At 68.3% G+C, this 13934-nt stretch carries 13 protein-coding genes; 8 read left to right on the forward strand and 5 right to left on the reverse strand.

The features are described 5' to 3' along the window. The first annotated feature begins 68 nt into the window (after positions 1 to 68). The 6 genes from E3T48_RS15105 (at position 69) to E3T48_RS15130 (ending at position 5860) form a co-directional block, all read left to right on the forward strand. Positions 69 to 935, forward strand: a complete 867-nt coding sequence (locus E3T48_RS15105) for a hypothetical protein (protein ID WP_166789762.1) — start codon at positions 69 to 71, stop codon at positions 933 to 935. Beyond that, positions 932 to 2041 carry an o-succinylbenzoate synthase gene (gene menC / locus E3T48_RS15110; protein WP_134524854.1) on the forward strand — a complete coding sequence of 370 codons (1110 nt, stop codon included), beginning with the start codon at positions 932 to 934 and terminating at the stop codon, positions 2039 to 2041. Before E3T48_RS15105 ends, menC begins: the two co-directional genes overlap by 4 nt. A gap of 60 nt (positions 2042 to 2101) precedes the next feature. After that, a complete protein-coding gene (locus E3T48_RS15115) occupies positions 2102 to 3031 on the forward strand; it encodes an ABC transporter substrate-binding protein (RefSeq protein WP_134524855.1) in 930 nt (309 codons plus the stop codon). A gap of 4 nt (positions 3032 to 3035) precedes the next feature. Beyond that, positions 3036 to 4019 (forward strand): amino acid ABC transporter permease, encoded by a 984-nt coding sequence (locus tag E3T48_RS15120; RefSeq protein ID WP_134524856.1) that lies wholly within the window; start codon positions 3036 to 3038, stop codon positions 4017 to 4019. Beyond that, a complete protein-coding gene (locus E3T48_RS15125) occupies positions 4016 to 4828 on the forward strand; it encodes an amino acid ABC transporter ATP-binding protein (RefSeq protein ID WP_134524857.1) in 813 nt (270 codons plus the stop codon). Before E3T48_RS15120 ends, E3T48_RS15125 begins: the two co-directional genes overlap by 4 nt. Positions 4829 to 4906: 78 nt before the next feature. Then, the gene (locus E3T48_RS15130; protein WP_134524858.1) at positions 4907 to 5860 is read left to right on the forward strand and encodes a Pvc16 family protein; all 954 of its coding nucleotides are present in this window, start codon (positions 4907 to 4909) and stop codon (positions 5858 to 5860) included. A 162-nt stretch (positions 5861 to 6022) separates the two neighbouring features. On the opposite strand, the gene E3T48_RS15135 is transcribed toward E3T48_RS15130, so the two are convergent. The 3 genes from E3T48_RS15135 to E3T48_RS15145 form a co-directional block, all read right to left on the reverse strand. Next, positions 6023 to 6850 carry a DUF429 domain-containing protein gene (locus tag E3T48_RS15135; RefSeq protein ID WP_134524859.1) on the reverse strand — a complete coding sequence of 276 codons (828 nt, stop codon included), beginning with the start codon at positions 6848 to 6850 and terminating at the stop codon, positions 6023 to 6025. A 393-nt stretch (positions 6851 to 7243) separates the two neighbouring features. Continuing rightward, positions 7244 to 7975: an RNase H family protein gene (locus E3T48_RS17665; RefSeq protein WP_134524860.1), complete on the reverse strand. Its 732-nt coding sequence runs from the start codon at positions 7973 to 7975 to the stop codon at positions 7244 to 7246. Positions 7976 to 8078: 103 nt separating this feature from the next. Beyond that, positions 8079 to 9134 carry a serine hydrolase domain-containing protein gene (locus tag E3T48_RS15145; protein ID WP_134524861.1) on the reverse strand — a complete coding sequence of 352 codons (1056 nt, stop codon included), beginning with the start codon at positions 9132 to 9134 and terminating at the stop codon, positions 8079 to 8081. Positions 9135 to 9251: 117 nt separating this feature from the next. On the opposite strand from E3T48_RS15145, the gene E3T48_RS15150 reads away from it, so the two are divergent. Beyond that, the gene (locus E3T48_RS15150) at positions 9252 to 9761 is read left to right on the forward strand and encodes a PadR family transcriptional regulator (RefSeq protein WP_134524862.1); all 510 of its coding nucleotides are present in this window, start codon (positions 9252 to 9254) and stop codon (positions 9759 to 9761) included. 102 nt (positions 9762 to 9863) lie between these two features. On the opposite strand, the gene E3T48_RS15155 is transcribed toward E3T48_RS15150, so the two are convergent. Next, on the reverse strand, positions 9864 to 11045 hold the full coding sequence (locus E3T48_RS15155; protein ID WP_134524863.1) for a MarP family serine protease: 1182 nt from the start codon (positions 11043 to 11045) through the stop codon (positions 9864 to 9866). Between the two features lie 186 nt (positions 11046 to 11231). Between E3T48_RS15155 and E3T48_RS15160 the strand changes: the two genes are divergently transcribed. Then, positions 11232 to 12461 (forward strand): DUF4192 domain-containing protein, encoded by a 1230-nt coding sequence (locus E3T48_RS15160; RefSeq protein ID WP_134524864.1) that lies wholly within the window; start codon positions 11232 to 11234, stop codon positions 12459 to 12461. A gap of 21 nt (positions 12462 to 12482) precedes the next feature. On the opposite strand, the gene E3T48_RS15165 is transcribed toward E3T48_RS15160, so the two are convergent. Then, positions 12483 to 13931 carry an aspartate aminotransferase family protein gene (locus tag E3T48_RS15165; RefSeq protein WP_134524865.1) on the reverse strand — a complete coding sequence of 483 codons (1449 nt, stop codon included), beginning with the start codon at positions 13929 to 13931 and terminating at the stop codon, positions 12483 to 12485. Positions 13932 to 13934: the final 3 nt, after the last annotated feature.

Genomic DNA, 13934 nt, shown 5'->3' on the forward strand with positions numbered 1-13934 from the left:
AATAAAAAAACATATTCTTCATGCTGCACGACGACGACACCGGCGTTCCACTTGGCCACACTGGAACAATGTTGCAGAGCCTCGAAGTCAGCCCCGTCGTCCGCCAGGCGCAGGACGCCGCGGCGCGTGCGGCTGTCCTCGCCGGGGTGCGGGTGGGCGACGAGTCCGAGCTGGAGCGTCTTCGCGAGGTCGAGGCTCTGCTCGTCACGGTGTGGGGCACCTCGCAGCACGGCGCCCCGATCCCGACGGACCTGCTCAGGAGCATCAGTCATGCCGGGTGCAACGTCACGGCTGCGTACACCGCGGGCGGGGTTCTCTGCGGGGCCGCCGTGGCGATCGTGTCGCCGGGTACCGCCGGGATGTATTCGCTCATCGCCGGGGTCCTGCCTGGCCTGGGCGACGCCGGCGTCGGTTTCGCACTCAAGCAGTACCAGCGAGCCTGGGCGCTCGCCCGCGGAATCGAGACGATGACCTGGACCTTCGACCCGCTGGTGAGCAGGAACGCCCGGTTCAACCTGACGAAACTGGGCGCGCAGGCGGAGGAATACCTCGATGACTTCTACGGCCCGATGGCGGACGAGATCAACGCGAACGACGAGAGCGACCGGCTCGTGGCGATCTGGCCGCTGACGAGCAGGGAGGCGATCGACTGCAGCACGGGCCTCCCCGTGGCCATCGCGTTGCCGGCCTTCACGCCGGACCAGGTGCGCGGCACCGGCCCGGACGGCCACCCCAGCGTGGCCCTGGCCGCCGGGTCCACCTGGTGCCGCGTGCCGACCGACATCGTCGCGCTGCGGGTCGGGCGACCCGGCGAGGCCCGCGCCTGGCGGGCCGCGACCCGAGCACTCTTCACAACGGCATTCGCCTCCGGGCTCGCCGCCCACGGGGTCACCCGATCCGGCTGGTACCGGCTCGCAACCAAAGGACAGCAATGAGAATCGAAAACATCGAACTGCGCCGGGTCACGCTCCCGCTGGTCAGTCCGTTCCGCACCTCGTTCGGCACCTCGACGGAACGCGAGACCACCCTCGTGCGGGTCAGCACCGCCACCGCCGAGGGCTGGGCTGAATGCGCCGCCGAACCCGACCCCCTCTACAGCTCCGAGTTCCTCGACGGAGCAGACCTCGTCATCCGTGACCACCTCGTGCCGCGGCTGCAAGCGCTCGGCGACAGGCTCACCGCCGAACACGTGGCCACGGCCCTCGCCCCGGTCAAGGGACACCCGATGGCCAAGGCGGTGCTCGAGACCGCCATTCTCGACGCCCAGCTCAAGGAGACCGGGGTGTCTTTCGGCCAGTACCTCGGCGCCGTGCATGACACCGTGCCGGCGGGAGTGTCGGTGGGCATCATGGATTCACTGGACGAACTGCTCGACGCGGTCGCGGGCTACCTCGCCGAGGGCTACCTGCGGATCAAACTGAAGATCGAACCGGGCTGGGACCTGGTGCCCGTGCGCGCCGTGCGTGAGCGCTTCGGTGACGACATCCTCTTGCAGGTCGACGCCAACACCGCCTACAGCCTCGCGGATGCCCGCCACCTCGCCCGTCTCGACCCCTTCGACCTGCTCCTGATGGAACAGCCACTGAAGGAGGACGACCTCCTCGGCCACGCCGCCCTCGCCAGGCTGATCACGACTCCGATCTGCCTCGACGAATCGATCGAGTCCGCCCGCGACGCGGCCGCGGCGATCACCCTCGGCGCGTGCAGCATCATCAATGTGAAGCCGGCCCGGGTCGGCGGCTACCTCGAGGCCAGGCGCATCCACGACGTCGCGGCGGCCCACGGGGTTCCGGTCTGGTGCGGCGGCATGCTCGAAACCGGCATCGGGCGGGCTGCGAACGTCGCGCTGGCCGCCCTGCCGAATTTCGTGCTGCCGGGGGACACCTCCGCCTCGAACCGCTACTACGCGCAGGACCTGACCGCGCCGTTCGCGCTCGAGGACGGTCACCTGCGGGTGCCCAGCGGCCCCGGCATCGGCGTCGACGTGCTGCCCGACGTGCTCGCCGACGTCACGACGGCCAGGACCGACATCGCCTTCTGACCGGCTCCCCCCACCACACCTTCGTCCCACCCCCGCGCCACCCCAGTCAGGAGAGCACCAATGAACTTTGACAAACGAACCCGCCGGCCTGTTCTGCTGGCAGCCTCGATCGGGGTCACCGCGGCGCTCGTGCTATCGGCGTGCTCCGCCGCCGGCACGGCCCCCGCGGCGAAGGCGCCGTCCCCCGCCGACGTCGACGCTGCTGCTGCGGCGGCGTTGCCGGCCAGGTACAAGGAGGCAGGCACCATCAAAGTCGCCTCCGACATCCCGTTCCCGCCGATGGAGATGTTCGACGACAACCAGAACCTCACCGGTTTCGACTACGACCTCGCGCAGGCGATGGGCGCCAAGCTCGGCGTGACGATGGACCTGCAGACCCAGAGCTTCGACAGCATCATTCCCTCGCTTCAGTCCGGCAAGCACGACGTGATCATGTCGGGGATGAACGACACCCCGGAGCGCCAGAAGACGATCGATTTCGTCGACTACCTCCATGCCGGATTCTCCATCCTCGTGCCCGCCGGCAACCCGGGCAAGATTGCCACGGTGCTGGACCTCTGCGGCAAGGATGTCGCTGTGCAGAAGGCCACCGTGCAGGCCGAGATCCTGCGTGGTTACGACGCCGAATGTACGGCGGCCGGCCCCGGCCCGATGAAGATCGCCGAGCTGCCGCTGGAGACCGACGTGCAGACGGCGGTGCGCTCAGGGAAGGCCGTCGCCGATGTCGTCGATTCGGCCGTCGCCTCCTATGCGGCCCAGACCGCGGGCGGAGGGACGATGTTCGAGGTCGTGCGCGACCCGGCGAATCCGGCCGGGTACAACCCGGTCTACACGGGCATCGGCGTGCTCAAGAAGGACTCGGGGCTGAGCCAGGCGCTGCTGCTCGCACTGCAGGCGGTCGTGGCCGACGGGTCCTATGCGGAGATCCTGAAGAAGTACGACATGGGCGATTACGCCGTCGACGCTGCCGGCCTCAACCTCGGCACGTGACCGGATGCCGCAGGCAACCCTGACCGGCCCAGGCCCGGCACCCGCCGGCCCGGCGCTCGAGATCGACCCGGACGACATCGTCGCCGTGCCGCTCCGGCATCCGTGGCGGTGGATCCTCGCCGTCTTCCTGCTGATCGGTTTCGTGAGCCTGGGCATCTCGCTCTGGCAGAACGAGAACATCGACCACCCCACCATCACCGAGTTCATCTTCAACCCCCGGATCCTCAGCGGCGTCGTGCTGACGGTCGTGCTCACGGTCGTCGCCATGCTCGTGTCCACCGTGCTCGGGGTGCTGCTGGCCGTGATGAGGCTCTCGAACAACCCGGTGATGAACACCCTGGCCTGGCTGTACGTCTGGGCGTTCCGCGGCACCCCCTTGCTGATCCAGATCGTGTTCTGGGGCTACCTCGGGCTGCTCTACTCGCAGATCTCGATGGGCATCCCGTTCACCGATTTCACGATCTTCTCGATCGACACGAACACGCTGATCCCGGCCCTCACCGCCGGGCTCCTCGCCCTCACCCTCAACCAGGCCGCCTACTCGGCGGAGATCGTGCGCTCCGGCATGCTCTCGGTGGACGAGGGCCAGTATGAGGCCGCCTATTCGGTGGGGATGAGCCCGGTCTTCACCCTGTTCAAGGTGGTTCTGCCACAGGCGATGCGGGTGATCATCCCGCCGATGGGCAACGAGACGATCTCGATGCTCAAGAACACCTCCCTGCTGTCGGTCATCGCCGTGCTCGAGCTCTACACGGTCGCCACCCAGATCTCCTCGCAGAACCTGCGCCAGGTCGAGCTCCTGCTCGTCGTCAGCTGCTGGTACCTGTTCCTCACCTCCGTGCTGTCGATCCCGCAGTACTACCTCGAGCGCTACTACGGCCGCGGCAAGGCCAGGAGCCTCCCGCCGACCCCGTTCCAACGTCTCCGCGCGGTCCTCCGGCACACCCCGATCAACACCCACCGCACCGACAGTCAGGACGCCCCATGACCGGCGCAGGCCAGGCGATCTCCACTCCCACCGCCACCCACACCACGGTCGAACCGCTGCTCAGCGCGCTCAAGGTGCGCAAGAGCTACGGCGGGGTAGAGGTGCTGAAGGGCATCTCGCTCGCCGTGAACCCCGGCCAGGTCATGTGCCTGCTCGGTCCGTCCGGTTCGGGAAAGTCCACGTTCCTGCGCTGCATCAACCACCTTGAGCGAATCGACGGCGGCCGGATCTCGGTCGGCGGAGAGCTCGTCGGCTACGCCCAGCGGGGGGATCGCATCTTCGAGATGAACTCGCGTGAGGTGGCCAGGCAGCGTCGGGGGATCGGCATGGTCTTCCAACGGTTCAACCTGTTCCCGCACATGACCGCCCTCGAGAACATCACGGCCGCGCCGATCGGCGTGCGCCGGATCTCCAGGCAGAGGGCGAAGGACCGGGGCCTCGAATTGCTCGACCGGGTGGGCCTGGCCAGCCTGGCCCAGTCGTATCCGGCCCAGCTGTCCGGCGGGCAGCAGCAGCGCGTCGCGATCGCCCGCGCGCTCGCGATGGATCCCCAGCTGCTCCTCTTCGACGAGCCGACCAGCGCCCTGGATCCGGAGCTCGTCGGCGACGTGCTGGACGTGATGCGCACCCTCGCCGCGGACGGAATGACCATGGTCGTCGTGACCCACGAAATCGGCTTCGCCAGGGGCGCGGCCGACGTTGTGGTGTTCATGGACGGTGGAGTCGTGGTCGAATCGGGGCCGCCGGCCGAGGTCCTCGAGAACCCGCAGAGCCCGCGCACGAGGGCATTCCTGGACAGCGTGATGTAGAAAGGGTCGACCTTGAACCCTCGCCGGAGTACCGTGACACTGGGTGCGGGCTCACCGCGGCCAGAATACGGAGTCGTCATGTCGTCACTGACAAACTACGGCCAGGCGATCGCATCGACCACCATCGCGCTCCAGCAGCTTCTGGCCTCTCCGCCGGTCGGGTTGCAGGCCACCGCCCGGGCGCCCGGCGCGGCCACGACGGGCCTGACCGGGGCATCGGTGAACCTGTTCCTCTACGGCGACAGCCTGATCAGCTACCGCGAGGCCAGCGCCCAGCAGGGCCCGAGCCGGGTCATCGCCGAGCTGCACTACCTGGTCAGCGCCTTCCCCGCGGACGACGGGGACGCGGATGCCGGCAGCCACCGGGCCTTCGGCGCCGCGAGGGCCGCGATCGAGCGGCACCCCGTGCTCACGGTGCCGGTCGGCTCGGCAGACAGCCTCCAGGTCTGGCTCACCCCGTCGCCCCTGACCGTCGAGGTGCTCACCTCTCTCTGGCAGGCGTCCGGGGCGCCGCTGCGGTTGTCCTTCGGGGTGATGGCTTCCTTCACCCTCGACGCGGCCGAACGGGTCGCCGTGGTCGGCACGGTGCACGACGTCGTGCAGCTCGCCGGGGCGGGAGCGATCGCCGTGTTCAGCGGCACGGATGCGGCGGCGAAGGCCGTTGCGGCGGCATCCGTGGCGCAGGAGCTGGGCAAGCCCCTCGTGACCGTGCCGCTCGACTCGATCGTCAGCCGGGACATGGACGAAACCGAGCGCAATCTCACCGAACTGTTCGAGCAGGCCGAGCACCGGGGGGCGGTGCTGCTGATCGACGAGGCGGAGTCCTTGTTCGGCTTGCGCCCGGAGGTGCTCGATGTCGACGACCCATACTCGGAGATCGAGATCGGCCAGGTGCTTGACCGGCTCGGTCGGGCGCCCAGCGTCGTGATCATCGCGGTGCAGAATTCGGCCGGCGATGAGCTCGCCGACAGGACCAGGGTCGAGGTTAGGTTTCCGGCCGAGGGGCAGGCCGACTCGGCCCAGGCCAGTTGAGCCTACGCTGGCAGCATGCCCTCGTTCCGGATCGAACTGACCATCGGCGCGGTGAAGCCCGGGGTCGCCCCGCACGTCGTGCGCCCCGTGCGCTGACGCCCCGTGCGCTGACGCCCCGTGCGCTGACGCCCCGTCGTGGGGCGGCGGCTCAACACTCGTGCTTCAGCGCATCCGGACCCGGCGCTGTTCCGGCCTGGCGGGCGCGATGATCGTGGCCCGGTGCCCGTCGGTGGAGGCCTGGTCGTCTGCGCCGAGCACCTGACTGCGCTCGGTGCCATGGTGCCACCAGAGCGACGCGGTCCAGGCGCTGACGAGGGCGTCGATCAGGTCTTCCCGGTGCTTGTACGCCCGGTCGGGGAGCGGCGAATGGGTGGTGACGAGGGCATCCGATGCCGGGTGGGTGGACAGGTCGAGGGGCGGCGTCGCAGCCTGGAGCTGCCAGAGCCGCTGAATGAGGTCGTCGCACACGATCGCCCTCGCGGCGCGGCGCTGGTCGGGAGGGAGGGACGACCCCATCCGCTTGTAGCGCGGTCGTTTGTCGTCGTAGCCGAACTCCTCGGCGCCGACCAACGTCGTGTACGGGTAGCACTCGAAGAAACTGGCGGCGGCCGGGTCGACCGGCGACAGGCCGTCGGTGTAGGTCCAGCCGGATGCCTCGAGCCGGCGGCGGATCGACACTCCGCCCTGCCAGGGGCGGGCCAGATTGGAGGCGTTCGCGGAGACGAACCAGCCGCCGTAACGGCTGCCGGTCTCGCGCTCGCACAGCCGCATCCCGGTGGGGTTGTTGACGACCAGCGGGGCGTCGATCGCGAGCACGGCGCCCGGCTCCCACATCGAATCGATCCAGTCGAGCACGGCCGCGGTGCCCCTGGCCCAGCCGGCGTCGAGGATGTGGCCGTCTTCGTCGATGCAGGCCAGGCCGGTTTCGTTGGCCGGTTTCGTGGGCGTGCCTTCGGCCCAAGCCAGATCCACTCCGAGGAATCGCGTCATGTGTCATGGATAGCACAAGCCCGTGTCACCCGAAGTGGGCGTTCCTGCCGGCGCGCACCGTCGGCTATTCTTCGCCGATTTTTTGGGAGCCCCCGCTCCGACGTAGGCTCGAAAGGTTGTCTACAGAAACCGAGGGTACGGAACACCCGTACCCGTTTCACGGCGGTGCGGGTGTTTCAAATTTAGGCCGACGGATGCGGCGCGCAGTGTGGCCCGAGCTCCCGCCCGCCACCCCTCCCGCAGTCACCGGTGGTCGAGCTTGTCGAGACCGCGCTCACCGGCTCGACCACCACCGGTGGTCGAGCTTGTCGAGACCGCGCTCACCGGCTCGACCACCACCGGTGGTCGAGCTTGTCGAGACCGCGCTCACCGGCTCGGCCACCGACCCAGGTACTAGATCAGTGTGCGCAGCAGCTCTTCGGCGGTGATGCCGAGCCGGCCGGCGCGATCGGAGAGGCGCGCGTGTTCGTCCTGCGACAGCGCCAGTGAGATGGTGTGCCCCGCGGCATCCGTGCGGACTGTGTCGGCACCGGGATCGGCCTTGGTCCCGAACGAGAACAGCTCGGGGTGGTTCGGGCGGGAGGATGCCGTGGCGACCGGCGCGGTCGCTGTCGCTGCCCGCCGGGTTGGCGCCGTCCGCGGCGCTGCCGTGTCGTCGCCGGTCCGCACCCAGCCGGGTCCCGCCTGAATGGGCTTGCCGCGTTGGAATGCCTCGGACACCGCCCGCGCCCGCGAATCTGCCGCTTCGTTCAGCGGATGGTTCGCGTGCCCCTTGACCCATTCGAACCGGTACCGGCGGCCGACCAGCTCGGCGTCGATCTCCTGGAGGAGCTCGAGGTTGAGCACGGGCTTGCCGTCGGCCTTGCGCCAGCCCTTCGCCTTCCAGCCGCGCATCCACTTCGTCACCGAGTTGATCACGTACTGGCTGTCGCAGAGCACAAGGAGGTCGTCGTCCAGGTGCGCGGTCGCCCGGAACAGTTCCAGTACGGCCTTGAGCTCGCCCTGGTTGTTGGTGGCGTGCTCCCACCCGCCTGCCGCCCAGCAGAAGTCGTTGACGTACCACGCCCATCCGGCGGGGCCGGGGTTGCCGAGGGCGGAGCCGTCGGCGGCGGCGATGATGGTCATGTCTGGCCTTCCTTCGATCCCGCCGGTGCGGGACCCCGTCCATTTTGCCAGACGCTCGGCGTGCCAGACGCCGGGCGCGCCAAAGGCCCGGCCAGCCAGACGCTCAGCCGGCGGACGCTCGGCCCAGGGCCTGTTCGATCCGGATCAGCGACTTGAAACTCCGCACCATCTCCCGGGTCGAATGAAAGTTCAGGACGACGTGTGCGTCGTGCCGGGGGTCATAGAACATGTGGGTGCCGAGAACCCCGATGTGGCCGAGCGGCCGCGGGAGGCCCCGCAGGGCGAAGAAGAAGCCCTCGAAGCGCAGCTCCATGAACCCGGCGCCGTAGTGGATTCCGGCACGGAAACGGTGCCGCATCTCTGAGAGATAGGCCAGCGACTCGGGCGCCAGGAGCGCACCGTTGTGGAGGGCTTCGCTCAGGGTGACAAGGTTCGCGGGAGTCGCCGCGATGCCGCCACCCGCCCAGTCGCAGCTCACGCTGGCGAAACGGCTCGCCTCGACCCTGTCGAGCCAGAAGGGCGCGAGCTCCGGAGTGTTGGGGTCGGCCGGCGCCGAGCGTGACACCAGCCAGCTGTTGGCCAGATCGAGCGGGGTGAAGATCCGCTCGTGCAGGAGATCGTGGAAAGGCTGCCCGGTCAGCTCCTCCAGGATGCGCCCCAGGAGCACGTAGCCGGTATCGGAATAGGAGAACCGGGCGCCGGGTGCCGCGACGGGAGACTGGTGGTGGCGGCTGAAATCCAGCAGGTCGGCGGGGCTCCAGACGCGCTCCGGCTCGTCGACCACGAGGCGCATGAAGGATGGGCCGGTGCGCACGGGCCCGGCGAAATAGTCGGCGACACCGGCGGTATGGGTGAGGAGCTGATGCACGGTGGCGCGTGAGGAGCCGTCGCCGGAGAAGAGGTGTGTGAGTTCGTTGGCCGGCAGCAGCGTCGTCAGGGGGCTCTCCAGCGAGAGGGTGCCCGACTCGACGAGCTGCATCACGAGAACCGCGGTGGCGACCTTCCCGATGCTCGCTGCGTGGAAGGGGGCGAGTGGGTCGCCGAACTGATAGCGCAGTCCAGGAGCGGTCACCAGCACCTGAGGAGCACCGAGAAGACCGCGCGCCCGGGTCACCTTCTCGAAGTGCGGGTCGAGCTGAGCAATGAGGTCGAATGTCATGGTCGATATCCCAGCGGTCGAACAAGCCTGATGTTACGCTTTGTAATATTACAAATAGAAATATAGGCGTCTCCGGAGGGCAGCGCAATGGGAAATGTCGTTCTCGGCCTTCTGGTCATGCTGGGCCCGCAAACGCTCTACGACCTGAACAAGCACTGTGCTGCGGGGATCTCACTGTTCTATCGGCCCAGCCTCGGCGGCCTCAGCAGTGCGACAAACGGCCTGCTCGCGAAGCGCTTCGTGGAATTCACCGAGTCAGTCGCGAACGGACGAAGCAAGAAGACCTACCGACTGACGATTGTGGGCAGGTCCGCATTTCTCGCCTGGATGAAGGAACCCATAGCGGGCGGTAACCTCGAGGTGATCGCGCTGACCAAGGTCTATTTTCTCGGCCTGATCCCCGATCCAGCCGGACGCCAGGCGATCCTCGCAGACATCGTTCGCCGCGTCGAGAGCGATGCCGCGGAGCTCGACGAACTCTCCGCCAGCCTCGATGGCTTGACGATTCCCGCCGAACACTCGGCGGTGTTTCACTACCAACGACTCACGCTGGACTACGGGATCGGCGCCCATGGCTTCGGCCTCGCCTGGTTCAGGGAGCTCCTTGACGACGAGCTTCGTGGCTGAGGCTAGAGAAGCCGGCGCACAACACACCCTCCGCCCGCTTCCGCAACCTGCGCCGCGAGGAGCGCCAGTCCACCGGGGTGATCGACTTCCGGCACGGGAAAGCTAGCCCCCGATGCAGTCCCCGGAGGACACCGGGGCCGCCAGCGCGGCCGCCTGAGCGGCCACCGGGTCGACTTCCTCCATCGCAAGCGCGTAGCCGAGATTGGTCGTGACCGTGGACTTGGCGAAGATGACCCCCGCCACCCGGCCGGATTCGCTCAGGAGCGGTCCTCCTGATTCGCCGTGCTGCACATCGGCGGCAAGGGTGTAGATCTGCCGCTGCGCCGGTTCCTGGCCGTAGATGTCGGCGACGAGCGCCGGGGCCACGGCGACGACCTGGGCGGGCCCGGAGTCGAACGGCCCGCCGTAGGGGTACCCGTCGCTGACGGCCCGGCTCCCCGGGGCCAGGTTAGGGCCGAGCTCGAGGGCAGGGGCGGCGAGGCCGCTCACGGCGATGACCGCCAGGTCGACGACCGGGTCGAAGTAGACGACCTGGCCCGGCCGGGCGTTGCCGCCCGGAGTGACGACCACCGGTTCCGTCACGCCGGCCACGACGTGAGCGTTGGTGAGCACGCGGTCCTCGGCGATGACGAAGCCGCTGCCGGACTGGTTCTGGCCGCAGGCGTACGCGGTGCCGGTGATCTTCATCACGGACTGCCTGGCCGAGAGGAGCGCGGCACTGTCGGCGGAGACGAGCGGGATCGTCGGGACCGGCCCGTTGAAGGCCTCGACCACCCGGGGGAGTCCTTCGCTGACGACGACGGAGCGCAGCTGGGCGAGGAACGACTTCAGCGGGTCGGGCGTCAGTGAATCGATCGATCTGATCACGCCGGACGAGGCGATGGCGGGAGACAGGAGCGGCACACCCAACCCGCCGAGGCTGAACGCGAGCATCGACACGACGAGGGCGGATGCGACGACGGCGGCGCCGGCGCCGAGCATCCGGTCGGCCAGCCGGAGCTTCGTGCGGGCGCTGTGCGGGCGCAGGGACCGGCCGATCGAGCTGCCGAGGGAGAGGCCGCCGACCAGGAGCACTCCGGCCGTTGCGAGTGTTGCGGCCGTTCGCCATTCCGCGGCGGGAACCCAGGTGCCGACCAGCGGAACGAGGAAATACGCGGCGATGCCGCCGACGACGAGCCCGGCGATGCTGCTCAGGCTGCCGATCAGCCCGCTGCGGAAGCCCGAGGCGAGATAGCTGACCAGCAGCAGGACGAGGAGGATGTCAACAATCGTTGAACCCGGCATTCGTGACCCTGCGCTTTCGTCGGTGCCCGGCGTTTCCCCACCGGCCGCATCTCTGGGTCAAGCGTACGGTGCCGCCGCGCGAACCCGCCATCCGTGGGAGTCATCCACAGGCACTCGGGAGGTCGGGCTCTCCACCGACTGCGTCGCAGGGGACCGTCGCGAGGGCCGGCAGGCGAGGGTTGCCGCATGAACAGGACAATCGTCAAGACCAGGGAAGCGTATGACTTCCTCGCGCTCGTGCCCCAACTCGTCGGATTCCAGCCGGAACGAAGCATGGTCCTCGTGGCGTTCCGGGGAAACCGGACCTGCGGGGCCATGCGCTTCAACCTGCCGAGTGCCGACGCATCCCGCATGCTCCTGCAGAGAATCGCGTCCACCCTTGTCGGCACGCTGTGCCGCATTCCCGGGGTGGATGCCGTCGTGCCGGTGGTCTATACGGAGGAGGCGTTCGCATCGGTGGCCGGGCTGCCGGCGGAGCGATTCGCCGAGACCGTGTGCGCGCGGGCGGAGCTCTCCGGCTTCCTGGTGCGCGACGCGCTCTGCGTCGCACCGGATGGCTGGGGGTCCTACCTGGACCCGTCCTGCCCGGCCGGCGGGCATCCGCTGGCGGACATCGCCGCGTCGGAGGTGCAGCGGGCCATTCCAGCGGAGGCTCGGCATGACCTGGCCAGCCTGCGCAGCCGGGCCGACCTGCCCCGGGTCGACCTCGCGGCCCGGGAGAGGATCAGCCGTCGGCTGGCCCGCTACCGGAAACTCGGCGGCAAGGAAGAGACCGTGCCGGAGCTGCTGGCCATGGTCGGCGACATCCTCGATCCCGTGGCCACCGCGGAGGCGGCACTGGACTGGGATCCGAGTGCCCTCGATCCCGATGACGTGGCGGCGTTGCTCTTCCTCCTGCAGGGCCCTGCCTGCCGTGACCAGATGATGCTCCAGTTCGCGTTCGGCGAGACGGTCGGTGCGCTCACCCACGCACTCAACCTGCGGTACGCGGCCGTCCAGAGCGCGACGGGACAGAGCATGGACGACATCGTGCGGGCCGAGCGGGAGCACAAGGGTGACGACGACCCCGACGCGAAACAGACCAGTGACCTCATGCTCGGGCTGACGACCGTGCGGCCGGACCCCGACCGGATCGAAGGGGCGGTGCGGCTGTTGCTGACCGTGGTCGCCCTGGCCCCTCGCCGTGCCAGGCCGGCCCCGTATTGCATGCTCGCCTGGTTGTCCTGGGCGATGGGTCGCGGTTCGGTGGCCGGCATCTTCATCGACCGCGCGCTGACCGTCGACCCCCGCTACGGCATGGCAAATCTGCTGGACACGCTCATTTCCTCCGGCCACCTGCCGGACTGGGCGTTCGCAGTGCCGTTCGACGAAGAACGACCGCCGGGCGACGACGAGTCCGGCCGGCACGTGGACTGACGGCCGGCCTTCCGGGTCGGGCTACAGGTACTTCGGCGCCTCCGACAACACCCCGTGCAGGATCTCGCCGATCTCGCGGAACTCGGCCGGTCCGATGGTCAGCGGGGGAGCGAGCTGTACCACCGGATCGCCTCGGTCGTCGGCCCGGCAGTACAGGCCGGCCTCGAACAGCGCCTTGGACAGGTAGCCGCGCAGCAGCCGCTCCGACTCGGCGTCGGTGAACGTCTCCTTGGTCGCCTTGTCCTTGACCAGCTCGATGCCGAAGAAATAGCCCTCGCCGCGCACATCACCCACGATCGGCAGGTCGAGCAGCTTCTCCAGCTCGGCGCGGAAGACAGGCGAATTCTCGCGCACGTTCTCGTTCAGCTTCTCCTCCTCGAAAATGTCGAGGTTGGCGAGCGCCACCGCCGCCGACACCGGATGGCCACCGAAGGTGTAGCCGTGGTAGAAGGTGGTGTCGCCGTGCTTGAACGGCTCGTAGATGCGGTCGCTCACGATGGTCGCGCCGATCGGCGAGTAGCCGCTCGTCATGCCCTTCGCGCAGGTGATCATGTCCGGCTCGATCCCGAAGGTGGTGGAGGCGAACATGTTGCCGATCCGGCCGAAGGCGGTGATGACCTCGTCCGCGACCAGCAGCACATCGTACTGGTCGCAGATTTCGCGAACCCGCTTGAAATAGCCGGGGGGTGGCGGGAAGCATCCGCCGGAGTTCTGCACCGGTTCCAGGAACACGGCGGCGACCGTCTCGGGGCCCTCGAACTGGATCATCTCCTCGATCCGGTTGGCGGCCCAGAGTCCGAACTTCTCCACGTCGTAGCCGAGGCCGGAGCCCATCTCGTCCGCGCGGTAGAAGTTGGTGTTGGGCACCCGGAAACCGCCGGGGGTGACCGGTTCGAACATTTCCTTCATCGCCGGGATCCCGGTGATCGCCAGGGCACCCTGCGGGGTGCCATGGTAGGCGACGTTGCGGGAGATGACCTTGTGCTTGGTCGGCCGGCCCTGCAGCTTCCAGTAGTACTTGGCCAGCTTGAAGGCGGTCTCGACCGCTTCTCCGCCGCCGGTGGAATAGAAGACGCGGTTCAGGTCGCCGGGCGCGTAGGACGCCAGCCGGTCGGCCAATTCGATGGCGTTCGGGTGCGCATAGGACCAGACCGGGAAGAAGGCCAGTTCCTCCGCCTGCCTGGCCGCCACCTCGGCGAGGCGCTTGCGGCCGTGGCCCACATTGACGGTGAATAGGCCGCTCAGCCCGTCGATGTACTTCTTGCCGTGCGAGTCCCAGATGTGGTGGCCGAGGCCCTTGGTGATGATCGGCACCCCGGCGCCGGACTCCAGCACGGACTGGCGGGAGAAATGCATCCAGAGGTGGTCTTTCGCCTTCTGCTGCATCGCCGCGTTCTCGGCGTCGGTGTAGACGCGCGGCGATGTTTCGGCGGGCGTTGCTTCAATGGTGTCAGGCGCAGTGATAGTCATTTT

The organism is Cryobacterium fucosi, from assembly GCF_004403515.1.
In the GTDB taxonomy this organism is placed as follows: domain Bacteria; phylum Actinomycetota; class Actinomycetes; order Actinomycetales; family Microbacteriaceae; genus Cryobacterium; species Cryobacterium fucosi.

Coding starts and splice junctions, on each gene's coding strand:
- E3T48_RS15105 (WP_166789762.1), top strand. CDS start 69: ATGTTGCAGAGCCTCGAAGTCAGCCCCGTCGTCCGCCAGGCGCAGGAC.
- menC (WP_134524854.1), top strand. CDS start 932: ATGAGAATCGAAAACATCGAACTGCGCCGGGTCACGCTCCCGCTGGTC.
- E3T48_RS15115 (WP_134524855.1), top strand. CDS start 2,102: ATGAACTTTGACAAACGAACCCGCCGGCCTGTTCTGCTGGCAGCCTCG.
- E3T48_RS15120 (WP_134524856.1), top strand. CDS start 3,036: ATGCCGCAGGCAACCCTGACCGGCCCAGGCCCGGCACCCGCCGGCCCG.
- E3T48_RS15125 (WP_134524857.1), top strand. CDS start 4,016: ATGACCGGCGCAGGCCAGGCGATCTCCACTCCCACCGCCACCCACACC.
- E3T48_RS15130 (WP_134524858.1), top strand. CDS start 4,907: ATGTCGTCACTGACAAACTACGGCCAGGCGATCGCATCGACCACCATC.
- E3T48_RS15135 (WP_134524859.1), bottom strand. CDS start 6,850: ATGACGCGATTCCTCGGAGTGGATCTGGCTTGGGCCGAAGGCACGCCC.
- E3T48_RS17665 (WP_134524860.1), bottom strand. CDS start 7,975: ATGACCATCATCGCCGCCGCCGACGGCTCCGCCCTCGGCAACCCCGGC.
- E3T48_RS15145 (WP_134524861.1), bottom strand. CDS start 9,134: ATGACATTCGACCTCATTGCTCAGCTCGACCCGCACTTCGAGAAGGTG.
- E3T48_RS15150 (WP_134524862.1), top strand. CDS start 9,252: ATGCTGGGCCCGCAAACGCTCTACGACCTGAACAAGCACTGTGCTGCG.
- E3T48_RS15155 (WP_134524863.1), bottom strand. CDS start 11,045: ATGCCGGGTTCAACGATTGTTGACATCCTCCTCGTCCTGCTGCTGGTC.
- E3T48_RS15160 (WP_134524864.1), top strand. CDS start 11,232: ATGAACAGGACAATCGTCAAGACCAGGGAAGCGTATGACTTCCTCGCG.
- E3T48_RS15165 (WP_134524865.1), bottom strand. CDS start 13,931: ATGACTATCACTGCGCCTGACACCATTGAAGCAACGCCCGCCGAAACA.